A 16,491-nucleotide genomic window follows, 5' to 3' on the forward strand; every position below is an offset into this window, starting at 1 on the left:
TAAGAAATTAATCAACAATAACCTCATCGGCAAAGATCCAAGAAGGAAGGCCTGCCGCATGATGCCAATAGGGGGGCTCGTTCATGTTCTCTCCTACAACTTTAATGTATCTTGCTTCTAAAACCGGAAACTCTAAATCAAAATATTTAATATCGTTAATCTTGCTTGTCTTACTTAAAGGCGCATCATTAACTACGGTTCCTAATTTTGAAAAGTGTTTATTATCGTTAGAATAGTAATAGGTCACTGATTTCGGAAAAAAGACCACATGATTGGTAACTTGTAAAAAGGCCGTGGAAATGGAATGGATGGCTTGTTTCTCTTCAAGATCGATAACCGCTTCCAGATGATTTCCTTCAAAGCCCAACCAGTTAGCATAAAAACTATTACCTCCTAAAGCCCCGTCTGTCAAAACCTGTGGATCCTCATTAGCATATTTTTTCGGCTTCGTAAGCAAAATCACCTTTTTTCCAAGTGCTTTGTTTGGTTGTGTGGCGACGGTCATAGTGTTTTTATAATTTGCATAATACTCATCAACCGTAAATCGCATTTCGTTCATTAAGGTTATGTTAGCATTTTTACAGGTATTGTAAAACCTTTCTAGGCGCTTAATCACATCGGGGTTAATCATTTTACCGCCATGGGCATTTATGAGGATCATACTAAAATCTTTGTTCAAATTCTTTTTGCAAGCCTCAAGAATAGCATAATCTATACTTAATCTGGCTTCCTTAACCCGTTTTAAAACAGTGGCATTTTGCGCAACCGCTTCTTCTGCCTTGTTAAAATACCCATCGTAGGTTGCTAATAGTTCAGAATTTAAGAATGATGAAAATGCTTGGGACGGATCACCGTATAAAAAGAGGAAAAAATCACCATGTTCTTTTATTTTTTCATGGATTAAATCGACGTATTGCTTTATATAAATGCCTGCCTCTTTATAATAACCATTGGTAAATTCAGTTATTAATTCATTCTTGTTTCTATCAGGATTCCATAACAATTTGGCCATGACATAAGAACGTAGTTCGAACAATTCACTTGGATTACTACTATGTTGTTCAAAGATCCATTTCGCATGGTTATCCCTAAAAAATTTAATGTTAGGCTGAAGGGTATGTATGTTAGGAAAAGGGGCTAAAAAATTAGTGAATTGGGTCGTATAATCCCATATTCTGATGTTTTCTGTTATCTCCTTCCAGCCTTTTAGATCATTGGCAAAATCGATACATTTTTCTTCTATGGGACCACTCCTGTCACATTCTATAGAACACAATGTAATCAATACATTATCCAAAGGCCTTGTTTTTGAAGGTTTCCGGGTGTACTGATAAGCCAATGTTGAAATGGTCTTATCGGGAAAATCTGCCGCTATTTTATTTACAAACTGAATCATAGTCCCCGAAGGACTTCCTTCTGAAGCATCAATAGCTTTACAATTTTCACAGGTACAGTGCTGCTGATTATCATTCTGGCTCACTGAAATGACCGAAGCCTCTGGAAATTGACTAAATAAAGCGGCAACAGAATCTTTAACAATGTTATAGACCGCTTCATTTGTTAGGCATAACTGTGTGGGTAAACGCTTATTCCCGCGTAACGCAAAATACTCCGGATGCGTCTTATAAAAGACTTCTTCCGGTACAAACTTGTGAAACGTATGCACCCTGGCCGTAGGCACGTAATACGGAAAGGCTTCTGTTGTAACTTTATGTTTATCTGCAAAACCGGGATTTTCGTAAAACAGTCTGGAGTGCACGGTTCGTGTGGTTATTTCGGGGGTGTATTTGTAATCAATCGGTTTATTCAGTATGATTGTTCTATTATCGGGAATGGCTTCTGCTTCCGGCGCATACCATTTGCAATCTAAAAACACCTCTAAAAACTCATAAACGGCTTGCCTTACCGACAAATCCGAACCACCAGCTATGATCAGGTTTTTATTATCGGTTTGAATCTGAATAGTATGTTCCTCAAGATTTTCATCGGAGGGGCTACCAATATAAATTTGGGCAACATCATTACTTTGTTCGCTCTCATTAACAATGGCAAGGGTAACTCCACTTATTTGTTGCATATAATTTTGTAATATTTCTGCTGATCTATGATTATCCTCTGAAGTGTTGTCCCGGACCACAATTTCATAATCCGCTTCTCCATTGTTAACCAATATCAACTTATCCTGATTAGAACAAGACACCACAATAGCCGCAAGGCACCATGCCAATGTGTATTTCAAAACGATAGCCTTCATTTTACATATATTTAAATTTTATTCCACTAAACAAATGGGGTGCTATATCGAATTAAACACAGTCCCCGATACACCACCCAATGCGCCTCCTTAAATTGTGGCGCTCAACAACATTCTGAATTATTTTAACACAATCTCTAATGTGTTTCCATTAACCAATGTTTCATGATCTATAAAGTACCCTTTATGGATCTTACCGTTAAGCTTTACTTGTTTGATGTAACCATTATTATTACGTGCTTTCTTTATTACTAATTCTTTTTTCTTATAGTATTTTGAATCCAATTGAATGGTAATCTTATCAAACATAGGAGTTGTAATGGCATACTTTGGTTCTCCGGGAGCAACGGGATAGATTCCCATCATTGAATAAACCAACCAGGCAGACATGGTTCCTGTATCATCATTACCGGGAACACCTCCTGGCTTGTTCTGAAAATGCTTATGAACCAATTCTTTTACTAGTTTCTGTGTACGCCATTCTTCACCTTTTACATAATTGAACAAATACGGATAGGCGATATCCGGTTCGTTGGCCATATCGAATTGATCCGTATCAAATACTTTTTGCAATTGTTTTGAAAAGGCTTTTTTCCCACCCATTAGTTTTGCCAGACCCTCAATATCATGAGGCACCATAAAGGCATATTGCCATGCGTTTCCTTCAATAAACCCAACATTCTTGGTGAAATTAGCACCTGCATTGGGATCAAATGGCTCATACCAGTTACCATTTGGAAGCCGGGGCCTTAATAAATCCAAATCTTTGTCAAACAATTTTCTATAAGATATGGAACGCGTTTTGAACCGTTTATAGTCCTCATTTTTTCCAAGTTCCTTAGCCAATAACGCAATGGCATAATCGGCAGCATTGTATTCCTCCGTTGTTGAGACAGAGCCTCCATTATCGGTGGTTAAATAGCCTTTTTCAATATAATCTTTTAATCCGGGACGTAACGGATTACCTTCTGTTTGATCGGCACTTTTTAGCATGGCTTCATAGGCTTTTTCTACATCAAAATCCTTAATGCCTTTTAAATAAGTGTCTGTAATAACAATACTTGCAGGATCACCAACCATCGTAAAGGTTTCTGTTGAATTTAGTTCCCATTTCGGCAACCAGCCATTTTCATCGTACATATCGAGCATGCTGTTGATCATATTCAACTGCTGCTTCGGATACACCAACGACATTAACTGATGTAAATTTCTATAGGTATCCCAAAGCGAAAAAACCGTAAAGCGCGTTCCGGAAGTATTACCTATCTTGCCCGTTTTTATCTCAGGATAATCTCCATTAAGATCGTTGAGCGTATTGGGATGAATTAATGTATGGTACAACGCTGTATAAAAAATGGTTTTATCCTCTTCTGTCCCCCCTTCAACCCTAATCCTGGAAAGTAATGTGTTCCATTCGTTATAGGTTTCCTTATGGATATCTTCAAAGGTTTTGTTCGCGGTTTCTTTTTCCAGATTTTCTCTGGCGTTCTCGATGCTTACATACGACACACCTATTTTAACCTCAACAGTCTCCTGCTTGTCAAATTTATAGGTAAAGTACGTCCCTATACTATCTCCAACGACCATTCTGGTGGCATTTTCCATAATACGGGTTTTTCCGTTATAGCCCATCCATTGGGCCTCCACCCCTTCATAAGTATAAGGCGTTTTCCAGGCTCCAAAATGATCGGCCGGTTTGGAAAATTTGGCCACGAAATACACCGGATAAGCAGCTTCCGGGCTGTTATAACAAAACGACCCCACAGTGCGCATGCCTTCTATCTCGGTTGAAGATACCACTTTAACCATCGCTCCCTGCTCGTTGGTAAGCCCCAGTCCTAAATTCAGCAAAATATTAGCCTGTCCTTTCGGAAAGGTAAATTTGCTAACCCCTACACGCTTTGAGGTTGTAAACTCGGCTTTTGTATTGTATTTATCTATTTCTGTACTGTAATAAGCGGTTTTAGCTATTTCGTTAGAATAGGTAGATCCATATTTTAAATGATCTGTCTCTAAGGCTCCCGTGGTAGGCATTAATAATAAAACTCCTAAATCGGGACAACCAACACCACTTAAATTCACCTGGCTAAATCCTGTTAAAAAGGTATTTTGATGCACATAGGGATTCGATAACCAACCACTATCCTTTTCTGATGGCAGATTCTGAGGTCCCGCCACATTAAAGGGGCTGATACTTGCCATTCCTCTCGGCGCAATAGGACCGGGATATGTAGCACCATAATTTGAAGTCCCAATAAACGGATTGACATAATCGGCGGGTTGTTGCGCATGAATATCGCAAAGCGACAACAACGCAATTATAGAAAGTAAACTGTATTGGAATCTAAACTTTAAATAAAAAATTTTAAGACTAACGGTCTTCATCTGTTTCTTCTATTTTTAAAAAGGTTGGTATGTTTCAGACATATTAGTAGAACATACCAGCCTAACATCTACTTATTTACTGCTTCGATCTTTAATGTCCAGGCATATTTAGAAGGCAAATTATTTCTTAAACTTTCTGGAATAATTACTTTAAACCCTTCGTCCTGTTTTACCCATTTTAGTCTTTTATTCGAACCTAGCATGGTAATCTTTGCACCCCTTTTTGGCGTAATGGATTTTACAACAACCTCAGCAGGGATTTTATCTTCTCCTTCTGCTGCCAAATAGAATAAAAAGACATTGCCCTTTTTATTCTGGGTCATACAAATATTATTTTCTTTGAAAGGTGCTATCGGTTTTGTTTCATAAATAGCAGTGCTGTTAACATCCATCCAGTCTCCATAAGCCTTTAAAAGATCGTAGGCATCTTGTTGCCACTCTCCCTCTGGGCTTGGCGCAACATTAAGCAGTAAGTTACCTCCTTTGGCAACAACATCAACAAGCATATGGATACCTTCTCTGGCACTCATATACTTTGCATTTGGAGTGTAAGACCAACCTCCTCCGGAAATAATACAAGACTCCCATGGATATGGTAAGGTTTTCTCTGGTACACGGTTTTCGGGTGTTAAGTAGTTTTGGTTTTTACCATGCACCGCACGGTCCACTACTATTAATCCTGGTTGTTTTTTACGAGCCTTTACCACCAGCTCATCCATTTTTATATCCTGATTGATAATTCGATGCTTTAAATACCCCTCTTCATCATTTGCAATATTATGTTTATACCATTCTGTAATCTCTGCTTTAGGTGTTTTGGCCACCCAACCGCCATCTAACCAAAGGATATCTATCTTTCCGTAGTCAGTCATTAGTTCCATAATCTGGTTATGGGTGAAATCTACATACTCTTGCCACTTTTCGGGATAATCCACAGGTGAATAATTTACATTTCTGTCCTTTGGTGGAAAGTAAGGATCCCAATAACTTTTAACGTTCCAATCGGGCTTTGAAAAATAGGCTCCTGCCCAAAGTCCTTGATTCCTAAAGGAACTAAAGATTTCTTTTGCAATGTTTGCTTTAGGATTGGATGAAAAAGGGGTTTTAGGGGAGGTTATTTTATAGTCGGTATATTTGGAATCGAACATACTAAATCCATCGTGATGCTTCGTTGTAAAAACCACGTACCTCATACCTGCGTCTTTAGCCGCCTTTGCCCATCTGTCTGGATCGAACTTCACTGGATTAAACGTGGTTTGCAAAGCCTCATATTCCTTTTTATAAGCAAAATAGTCATTTGGATTACTACCCTTTTTTCGTTCACACCAACCATATTCTTCTGGACATAATGACCAGGACTCCACAATACCCCATTGACTGTATGTACCCCAGTGCATTAATAATCCAAATTTAAGTCCTTGCCATTCGTCTAATTTTTCCAAAACCAAAGGGTCAGTTTCAGGAACATAACGTTCGTCCTCATAAATTGCCTGCGAAAACAATTGTATTGAAAATAGTACTGTAATAATGAGTAATGTCTTTTTCATCTTTGCTTATAATTATTTATTGATTACTATATGAATACGGGGCATTCTCTGGTTTACTTGCCCAGTCTTTGTTTATTGTATCTCCTAAATTGAATTGTAGAGTGCCTCCCTTCTGAATGACTTCATAATTTAAAAAGGCATTATTGTAGGGGGTTCCTTTTAAACTTACAGATTGAATATAAAAATTAGCATCTGAATTGTCTTCTGAAAGGATTTTTAAAGTATTTCCATTTTCAAGGTGCAATGTCGCCTTTTTAAATAACGGACTTCCGATGACATATTGGTCTGTCCCCGGCGTAACCGGATAAAACCCTAGTGAACTAAACACGTACCACGCTGATGTTTGTCCGTTATCTTCATCTCCGCAATAGCCATCTGGTGTGGCTGAGTACAGTTTGGTAAGCACCTCACGAATATGAGCTTGTGCCTTATAAGGCGCCCCAGCGTAATTATACAAATAGATCATATGCTGTATCGGCTGATTTCCATGCGCATAATTCCCCATATTCACGATTTGCATTTCCCTGATCTCATGAATGGTTTGTCCGTAGTAAGAGTCGTCAAAATCCGGAGGCATAGAAAACACCTCATCCAATTTTGCTACAAACGCCTCATTGCCTCCCATCAGGTCTATAAGTCCCTGAACATCCTGAAATACCGACCAGGTATAATGCAGGCTATTGCCTTCGGTAAAGGCATCTCCCCATTTTAGTGGATTAAAGGGGGCTTGAAAAGATCCGTCCTCGTTCTTACCACGCATTAAATTACTTGATGGGTCGAATAGCTTCTTATAATTCATAGCCTTCTCATAATATTTCTTAGCGATATCATCCTTCCCTAATTTTTCAGCCATCTGGGCAATGGTATAATCGGCATAGGCATATTCCAAGGTTCTAGCTGCATTTTCATTGATACCAACATTATAAGGCACATAGCCTAATGTATTGTAATAATCTAATCCGGCACGTCCCACCGAATTAACGGGTCTGCCTTCGGACACGGTTGCATTCTTTAAAACGGCTTCAAACAGCACATCGACATCTTTTTCTTTTACATTCCCTTTTAAAAAGGCATCAGCAATGATAGGCGCCGAATTGGAGCCGATCATACAATCGCGATGCCCCGGGCTTGCCCATTCGGGCAGCCAACCAGATTCTTTGTAGGTATTGGCCAATCCTTCCATAATATGGCTATTCAGTTCTGGATACATCATATTAAAAAATGGGAATACAGCCCTAAACGTATCCCAAAAGCCGTTATCTGTAAACATATAACCGGGCAATACTTCGCCATTATAAGGACTGTAATGTACAATTTGGTCATTAGCATCGAATTCATAAAACTTTCTCGGGAATAATAATACCCTGTACAGGCTAGAGTAAAAAGTTTTAATACGATCTATATTGTCATCTTCTATTTGGATGCGGTTCAGTTCCTTTTCCCAGGCTTGTTTTGCCTTGTCTTTGGTTTGTTCGAAGGTATCATCACCTATTTCTCTTTTTAAATTTAGAGCCGCCTGTTCCGGACTTATAAAAGATGACGCTACTTTTACATGAACAACCTCGCCTTTTTTGGTTTTAAAACCTATAATGGCCCCAACATGTTCGCCCTCACTTTCATTAGCGTTTTCCTGTAATTCCCATCCATTATGCCAGGTATGTGTTATCTCAAAATCCCTATCAAATTCAGCGACGAAATAGTTATGAAAATTGTCGGGCACACCACCACTGTTATTTCTGCAATAGCCTATTATTTTTCGTTCGTCCGGCAAAATTTTAACCATTGAACCTTTAAAAAAAGCGTCTAAAATAATATAGGACTGCTCAGATTCTGGAAAGGTAAATTTAAACTGCGATGCCCGCTCTGTTGGCGCCACTTCTGCCACTATGTCATGATCGGCCAAATACACGGAGTAATGATATGGTTTTACTATTTCGGCTTTATGGGAAAACCAAGAGGCTCGCTCATCTTCTTGAAACTTCAAGTCACCTGTCACGGCCATTAACGAGAAGGCGGCGTAATCATTAATCCAAGGACTAGGCTGGTGGGTTTGCTTGATTCCTCTTATTTTGGTGTCATCGTATTTATAAGCCCATCCATCACCCATTTTAGCGGTTTGTGGTGTCCAAAAGTTCATGGCCCAAGGGGTTGCTATCGCCGGATAGGTATTCCCGTTGGACAATTTAAACTCTGAATCGGTTCCCATAAGTGGATTGACATAATCTACAAGGGCATTAGAAGTTCCTTCGTTAGACACTGTTTCTTTTATCTCCTCCTTACAGGAAAAACATAGTGTTAACAATAGAACGCCCCAATATTTCATATTTATTTTATTCATCGTAATCTTTATTTATTCTTTTACTTTAATCAATTATTTACCAAAACATTATTTCACTTACAAAAATCCAAGACGCATTACCTTCGCCTTCATGCCCCTTAGGCAACACCTTAGGATTCTTGACTATAACTTTATAATATCTAGCTTCGGTTTTGGGAATTTCAACAAAAAACCTTTCAATAAGTGGCATGTCGTTGGTATTGTCTTTGTTTGTTTTCATCTCCCCAATTCGTTTAAACCCTGAGGTTATATTGTTAGAAGCATAAACCTCTATGGCTGTTGGAAACAAAATCCACTGTTTTGGTTGTCCTAAACAATCGACCGCTATTTTCGTTACAGGTTTAACAGTTCCTAAATCGATAATAGTATTAATATCATTACCCAAAAACCCTGTCCATTTATTGTCTTTAAAATTTAAGGTTCCTAATTCCAAATCAAATAGCTTATCAGATCCGGGATACTGTTTTTCTGGTTGATGGATAATTGTATAATCCGAAACTTTATGGTTTACTTTATAGAAATCACGCTTTAATGTCTCGCTGGGATTCCATCCTTTTTTAAAAGATTTAACAGCAATAGTTGCACTTGTATCAAGAATTATAGGCTTGGTATACTGTAAAGCTGTGGTATCAGGTTCGTTCCCGTTTAAGGTGTAAAATATTTTTGTGTTTCTTAACTTGGAATCGAGCTTAATGCTTATGGTATCAACAAACAATGCCTTTTTTGTTACCATAAAAGGTACTTTTAACTGCGTCGCTTCTACAAAGCCTGTAACACCACTGTTTATCTTAACATCAAAGTCATTACTTAACTTTTGGGCCAAACGTTCATCTATTTTTGTTTTCCAGGCATACACATGCTCCGGAGTTATGGACTGCAATAGGTTCTCCAAACCTTGCTCAGTAATATCGTTATCGACAAGATTTAAGACATTAAGCGCTTTTAGATGTTTTAAGTGTTTTAAGGTTTTATCCGTTATCTGCGTTTTCCTTAACTCCAACTTTTCCAGATTCTTTAGTTTTTTCAATCCGCTCGTCATGTCGTCGGTCAAAGCCGAGTTACTCAGATCCAATTCAACAATTTGTTCTTTTAGACCTGCCAATGCTTTAATAGCATCTTTTGTAATATCCTTACGCTTGTATTTTACCCAAAGTTCGGGTTCTGTAGGCACCAACTTTCGAACCAAGAAGCCTTCGTCTTCTACACTTTGAATAGCTCCTAAAGAAGCCTCCTCAATATATTTTTCCTCAAAAACCAGATATCTTTTCAATAACTTGTTTAAGGTATCATTTTTTGCAATGGCTACTACTTTATTATCTACCTCTTTACTGTTGTCCAGCCAATATTTTATAAGCCACAACTCGTCTTTTGTTAATTGTGGTTTTCCTTCCGGGGGCATATGATCCTCGTCTGAAATAGGAAGTATGGTATGCTTATAGAGTAAACTTTCTGCGGCATTCCCCAAGGAGATCACGGCTCCTGATTCGCCTCCGGCGAGCAAACTTTCTTTGGAAACCAATGCCAGATCGCCTTTTCTTTTTGAGGTGTTATGGCATTGAACACACTTGTCATCAAATATCTTTAACACCACATTATTGTACATATTTAAACTGTCTATGTGTTCTATAGTTTCTAGTTTTGGTGGCGCTTTTATATATTCTGTTAAAAAATCATCGCCATGTGTTAGAACGCTACCATAGTGCCCGGCAACACTTATACTAATAATCGTTCCAACAAATAGCGGAAAAAACAATCGCTTTAACTGTTTATTTTGTTTTGTAGACACTAAAAATAGTAACGTAATCAATACGGCAGATAAGATCCCTGTCCAAAAATGAATATCTAAAGTCTTTCCCGAATACCCATCTTCCAAAGAAAGAAAATATCCAAAAACACAGGCAATAATTGCAAACAATGATGAAAACCCAAGGGCGTTTTTTATTGTTTGTCCCGGATAATTCTTTCTTATTCGTCCAACAATATCCAGAAAAAATGTTAACAATAAGGCTCCTATGGGTAAATGTAAAATTAGCGGATGTAAACGCCCTAAAGCCAGTACTATTCTGGGAACATCGTCTCCATTAGCAGCATTGGAATAGCCTGACACCAATAAACATACCACAAACAAAATACTTCCCTTAAGGTTTCTTACATCTATTAACATACTTTCTTTAGTTTAAAATCCATTCGTCCATAAACAACCACGCCTTTGCTCCATGCCCCTCATGCCACTGCGGTATAGACTGTATATTATGAACCTCTATTCTTAAAGACTGTACTTCTGTGTCAATTGGAATGTTTACCGTTTCCATTTTCCTTGAAACCATAGACTTTAGGGGTTCTATTTCTTTTATTTTTCTAGCAGACGGATCTTCATTTAAAATAACCGTTATAGACTCAGGAGGGAATATCCAAGATCCCACATCGTTTAAATAACTTACGGTTAATGCCTTTACAAACGTATTGTCTTTAAATGAAACGGTCGCAGACGCAATGGTATCGAAACCAACCCATTGGGGATCACTAAAATTCAATGAAGCTTTGGTCTGATTGATTAGCGTGTTTTCACCTTGTCCTTTGTATTTTTCACTGCTGTTAGAATGCCATACAATAGTATCTACATCCAATCCTTTTTTATAGAGTGTCAATTCTGTGACTTCACTAGGATTCCAATCTGGATGATACGCCTTAAATTTAAAGGTTCCTGAGTTTGACACCCTGATGGGGCGTTCATACTTTGTTGCGGATTGGCTCGGTTCTTCTCCTTCAGACGTGTAATAAATAGATACATCGCCCAATTTTAATTCGGCTTTAATAGTTACAAAAGAATCTATTAAGGTACTTGTAGCCATCACTCTGGGCTGTGCCAAACTCACTTGATTGGATTGTAAAAATTGTGTACTTCCTTTTTGGGTACAGCTAAAAAGCACCAAACAACAAAACACCATTAACAGCCTCATACACGTATTAGTTTTATTGGATAGGTCTGACCTGAATTCCATTGTGCGACATACATATTTTCGTCATCGTCTATACAGACATCATGGGGGTGTTGAAACAACCTAACCGTTTGGTATAATTCTTCTAATTTACTATTGGTATATGATGGAGCGGTAGCACCCGGACAAGAAACCACTTCGTTTCTATCGTTCATAATCAACAAAAATCCGGAATCGCTGTTCGGTGCATTTTTCGATTTTAATACAGCAAAATAGATATCGTTCTTATGAATTACCGGCCTGCAGATCAAAGCTCCAGGAACGGGAACCGATTCTAAATAATTGCCTTTTAGGTCGAAGCGTTTTAAAATATTCAACTCTCTGGCCGATATTAAAAGCGAGGGATTATTCTTGTCCCTATTATCGTAACAGATCCCATGCGCATTTAAAAACTTATCATCTTCGGCGCCTCTGCCTCCAAAGATATTGAGCAATTCTCCCTTATGATTGTAATGCGTAATATATTGATTTCCATAACCATCGGCTACATAAAAATCCCCATTCTCCAGAACGGTTGTTTCTGTTGGCTTGAACTCGCTTTTATCATTATATTTTCCGGTATCTGAAGGGTAATTTATTTCAAAAACTACCTTTCCATCAATCGTTGTTTTTATAACCTGATGACGCTCGTAATCTGTAATCAATAAAAAATCCTCACCATTTTCCTTAACCAAAGTAAGACCATGCCCTCCAGGATACTCGGTTCCCCAACTTGAAATAAATTTGCCCGACTTGTCGTAAATAATCACATTATTTTTGGTATGATTGGTAAGCAAAACGATGCGTCCCTTGGAATCCTGTACCATCTCATGACAGTCTTTAACTGGCGTTTTGGATACATCTAAATTACCCCACGCCATATCCACCTTATAGCGATGCGAATTATGACCTATTATCACATCGCTGTTTGCATTAAAGGAAAAGGCACTACCATACATTGAAGTAGTTAATACACCAAGTGATAACAGAGAGGATTGCTTTAAGAACTTTCTACGACTCATAATTAGTTAAGATAAAAGATCGTGAACAACATGTCCCGACACGTCGGTAAGTCTAAATCGTCTTCCCTGATGCTTATAAGTGAATTTTGTATGGTCAACTCCCATTAGATGCATAACGGTAGCTTGTAAATCGTGTACATGCACCGGGTCTTTTACAATATTGTATCCAAAATCGTCTGTTTCGCCATATGTAAATCCAGGTTTCACACCGCCTCCTGCCATGAACATAGTAAAACATTTAGGATGGTGATCGCGACCATAATTCGTTTCTGTTAATACGCCCTGACTATAATTCGTTCTTCCAAATTCACCACCCCAAATAACCAAAGTATCCTCTAACAAGCCACGTTGTTTTAAGTCCATAATTAAGGCTGCTGTTGCCTGATCGATGTCCTTGGCTTGTTTTTCTATTTGTGAAGGCAGGTCAAAATGCTGATCCCACCCCATATGATACAGTTGAACAAACCGAACATCGCGTTCCACCATACGCCTCGCTAATAAACAATTAGCGGCATACGTTCCGGGCGTTAGGGCATCCATACCGTACATCTGGATAATATGCTCAGGCTCATCATCAATATTCATAGTATCTGGAACCGATGTTTGCATGCGGTAGGCCATTTCGTATTGGGCAATTCTGCTATTTATTTCCGGATCTCCAAATTCTGCTTCTTGCTTTTGATTTAACTCGCTTATGTAATCCAGCATTTTTCTTCGTTCATTCCTCGACATGCCTTCAGGGTCTTTAAGGTACAGTACAGGATCTTTACCCGACCTAAACTGCACTCCCTGATGCAAAGAACTTAAAAAGCCATTGCCCCAAAGCCTGGAATATAAAGGTTGGGAAAAAGGTCTTCCTGTGCCCCTTGATAACAATACGGTAAATGTTGGTAAATTTTCATTGAGGCTTCCCAAACCATAACTCATCCATGATCCCATGCTTGGGCGTCCAGCCTGCTGAGATCCTGTTTGAAAAAAGGTAATGGCCGGATCGTGGTTAATAGCCTCTGTATGCATCGATTTAATAAAGCACAGTTCATCGACCACTTTAGCGGTATATGGCATCAAGCTACTTACCCAGGCCCTGGATTGTCCATATTGGTCGAATTTGAAATTACTTCCAACCAAAGGAAATTTATCTTGTCCAGAGGTCATTCCTGTTAAGCGTTGTCCATTCCTAACAGAATCAGGCAAATCTTCACCTCTTAATTTGTCCAACAAGGGCTTATAGTCGAACAGCTCTAATTGGGAAGGCCCTCCACTTTGAAACAAGTATATAACCCGTTTTGCTTTTGGAGCAAAATGTGGCAGTTTTAGTGCCAATTGATCTGCGGGATTACTTCCTGCAACAGAATTAAACGGATCCAATAAAGAAGCAGCGGCCAGCCCACCAATGCCTAGCCCCATTTTCTTTAAAAAATGCCTTCTGTTATTATTAATAAAATGTTGTGATAACTCTTCCATGGCCTTATCCTTTTATAATAGCTTCATCCAGATTAAAAATCATACTTGTTAAAGCGGTGTAGGCATAAACGTCTTTAGAAGGGGCCTCTCCTTTTGTTACATCGCTGTTAGTTGTATCGTAATTATCTTTTACGTATTCTAGGTATTGTACTAGTTCGTTTGTTTCAGTTTCCTCTGGAAAACGAGAAGTTATTTTTCTAAATATGGTTTTAACACGTTCCTCGTCTGTGGTCGCTTCTTTCTCCAGTGTATTCATAGCTAAATGTTCTGCTGCCTCAATCAACTGCGGATCGTTAAGCATCACCAAAGCCTGTAAAGGCGTGCTTGTTTTTTGCCTTTTCACTTCACAAAAATCTCTAGTAGGCGCATCAAAGGTCATCATAGACGGCGGTGGTACGGTGCGTTTCCAAAACGTATACAGACTACGCCTGTAAAGGTTCTCTCCTGTATCGGGTATGTATTTAGTAAGTCCCTGTCCCGATGTTGTTTCTGCCCATAATCCTGGTGGCTGATAGGGTTTAACACTTGGCCCTCCAATTTTATTAACTAACAGACCACTTACTGCCAAGGCATTATCCCGTATCATTTCGGCGGTTAGTTTACTTCGGGAACTTCTGGCTAGCAAAACATTATCCGGATCGGCTTCTAAAAGCTCGGGTGTAACTTTTGATGTCTGTTGATAAGTACTGGACATCACCATACGTTTATACATTTTCTTTACATCCCACCCTTCTTCTCTAAAGGTAACGGCTAGCCAATCTAACAAATCGGGATGTGACGGTAAGGCTCCCTGATTTCCAAAATCATCGGAAGTAGAAACGATACCAACACCAAAAATGTGTTGCCACATCCTGTTTACTGCAACTCTTGCTGTTAAAGTGTTTCCCTCGCTAAAGAACCAATCTGCCAATCCAAGTCTGTTTTTAGGAAGCGAATCGGGGTAAACAAATACAACTTCTGGAGTACTCAAAGATACTTCTTCTGATGGTGCGTCATATTGTCCTCGCTTTAATATATGAGTTTTTCTCTCGGGTGCATTGTCCTTCATAACCATCAAACGCACCTCCTTAATAGAATCGGGCAAGTTTATAAACGATAGTGTTTCTTTAACCTCTTTAGGTGTTATCTTTATATTGGGTTCGGGTATTTCATTATAATCAATCCGACCTTTTTCATTTACTTTATTAAAAAACCCATAAAAGCCGTAATATTCTTTTTGTGAAATAGGATCGTATTTATGGTCATGGCACTGTGCACACTCCAAGGTTAATCCCATAAGAGCTTTAGCGGTAGTGTTGGCCCTGTCCTTTACGTATTCGACACGGTACTCTTCATCTATCACTCCACCTTCCTGAGTAATTTTATGATTTCTGTTAAAACCTGTAGCTACAATCTGTTCGAGTGTTGCATCGGGCAATAAATCGCCCGCCAATTGCCATTTTACAAATTGATTGTAAGGTATATTTCTATTGATAGCACTTATTACCCAATCTCGCCAGGGCCACATAACCCGTTCCAGGTCGTCCTGATAACCGTGTGTATCGGCATATCTGGAGAGATCCAACCAACCTGATGCCATATGCTCTCCGTAAGCAGGAGAGGCCAACAAGTGATCAACTACTTTTTCGTATGCATTTGCATCCTCATCATGAATAAAAGCATCTATTTCCTCAATGGAGGGGGGCAAGCCTGTAAGATCGAAATACACCTTCCGTATTAGTTTTTCCTTAGTAGCCTTTTCAGAGGGCGCTAACCCTTCTTGTTCTAAACGTTTTGCAATAAAATAATCTATTTCGTTACTAGCCCATTCAGGATTTGAAATGGAAGGAACTTCCTTTTTCTTGGGTGGCACAAATGACCAGTGATCTTTCCAAACAGCACCTTGCTCAATCCATTTGGTAAGGATTTGTTTTTCATACTCCGACAAAGTAAGGTTGGAGTCTGATGGTGGCATTATCTGTTCGGGATCGGTACTATTAATTTTAAATACTAATCTACTGGAAGCAGCATCCCCAGGAACAATTGCATATTTATCTAAATGTTCACCTATAGCTGCAAAAGCCCCTTCCTTAGTGTCAAATCGCAAACCAGCTTCGCGGGTACCCTCATCGGGACCATGACAGAGATAACATCGATCTGAAAGTATAGGTTTCACATGGAAAATAAAATCGATAGTATCCGGAAGCTTCATTCCCTTACCTGGCAATTGTTCTTTTTCGGAACCAGTCAACTTTTCACCAAGCCCTTGATACTTATCCTGAGAAGCCCCAATACTATATTTTATTAACAACACGATAATAAAAGGTATTGCAAAATATAATATTAAAATCCCCCGTTTTTTATTTCCTTGCTTTTCTGACATTACTGCTTACTATTTTGATTTGTAATACAATTAAGGTCTAAATATTAAAAATCTCACAAATGCTTAAAAAACCACTATTAATCAACACATTAACTTCTAAATATACAAAATTACATCCAAAAGATTTCTAACATAAAGACC

9 protein-coding genes are annotated in these 16,491 nt (G+C 38.7%); all 9 read right to left on the reverse strand.

The window, feature by feature from the left end; genetic code table 11:
- Window positions 1–7 precede the first annotated feature (7 nt).
- Entirely contained in the window at window positions 8–2,254 is a 2,247-nt protein-coding gene (locus ABD792_RS05540; RefSeq protein ID WP_345004844.1) for a DUF4838 domain-containing protein, read from the reverse strand.
- A gap of 120 nt (window positions 2,255–2,374) precedes the next feature.
- On the reverse strand, window positions 2,375–4,639 hold the full coding sequence (locus ABD792_RS05545) for a GH92 family glycosyl hydrolase (protein ID WP_345004845.1): 2,265 nt from the start codon (window positions 4,637–4,639) through the stop codon (window positions 2,375–2,377).
- Window positions 4,640–4,707: 68 nt separating this feature from the next.
- Window positions 4,708–6,186, reverse strand: coding sequence for an alpha-L-fucosidase (locus ABD792_RS05550; RefSeq protein WP_345004846.1), 1,479 nt, complete (start codon window positions 6,184–6,186; stop codon window positions 4,708–4,710).
- Between the two features lie 16 nt (window positions 6,187–6,202).
- A complete protein-coding gene (locus ABD792_RS05555; RefSeq protein ID WP_345004847.1) occupies window positions 6,203–8,524 on the reverse strand; it encodes a GH92 family glycosyl hydrolase in 2,322 nt (773 codons plus the stop codon).
- A gap of 37 nt (window positions 8,525–8,561) precedes the next feature.
- Entirely contained in the window at window positions 8,562–10,688 is a 2,127-nt protein-coding gene (locus ABD792_RS05560; RefSeq protein WP_345004848.1) for a c-type cytochrome domain-containing protein, read from the reverse strand.
- Between the two features lie 7 nt (window positions 10,689–10,695).
- A complete protein-coding gene (locus ABD792_RS05565; protein ID WP_345004849.1) occupies window positions 10,696–11,484 on the reverse strand; it encodes an FN3 associated domain-containing protein in 789 nt (262 codons plus the stop codon).
- Window positions 11,481–12,524, reverse strand: coding sequence for an NHL repeat-containing protein (locus ABD792_RS05570; protein WP_345004850.1), 1,044 nt, complete (start codon window positions 12,522–12,524; stop codon window positions 11,481–11,483). The genes ABD792_RS05565 and ABD792_RS05570 overlap by 4 nt, the downstream gene beginning before the upstream one ends.
- A 6-nt stretch (window positions 12,525–12,530) precedes the next feature.
- A complete protein-coding gene (locus ABD792_RS05575) occupies window positions 12,531–13,988 on the reverse strand; it encodes a DUF1501 domain-containing protein (RefSeq protein WP_345004851.1) in 1,458 nt (485 codons plus the stop codon).
- A 4-nt stretch (window positions 13,989–13,992) separates the two neighbouring features.
- A complete protein-coding gene (locus ABD792_RS05580) occupies window positions 13,993–16,350 on the reverse strand; it encodes a PSD1 and planctomycete cytochrome C domain-containing protein (protein WP_345004852.1) in 2,358 nt (785 codons plus the stop codon).
- Between the last annotated feature and the right edge of the window lie 141 nt (window positions 16,351–16,491).

This window comes from Snuella lapsa, assembly GCF_039539345.1.
Taxonomy (GTDB): domain Bacteria; phylum Bacteroidota; class Bacteroidia; order Flavobacteriales; family Flavobacteriaceae; genus Snuella; species Snuella lapsa.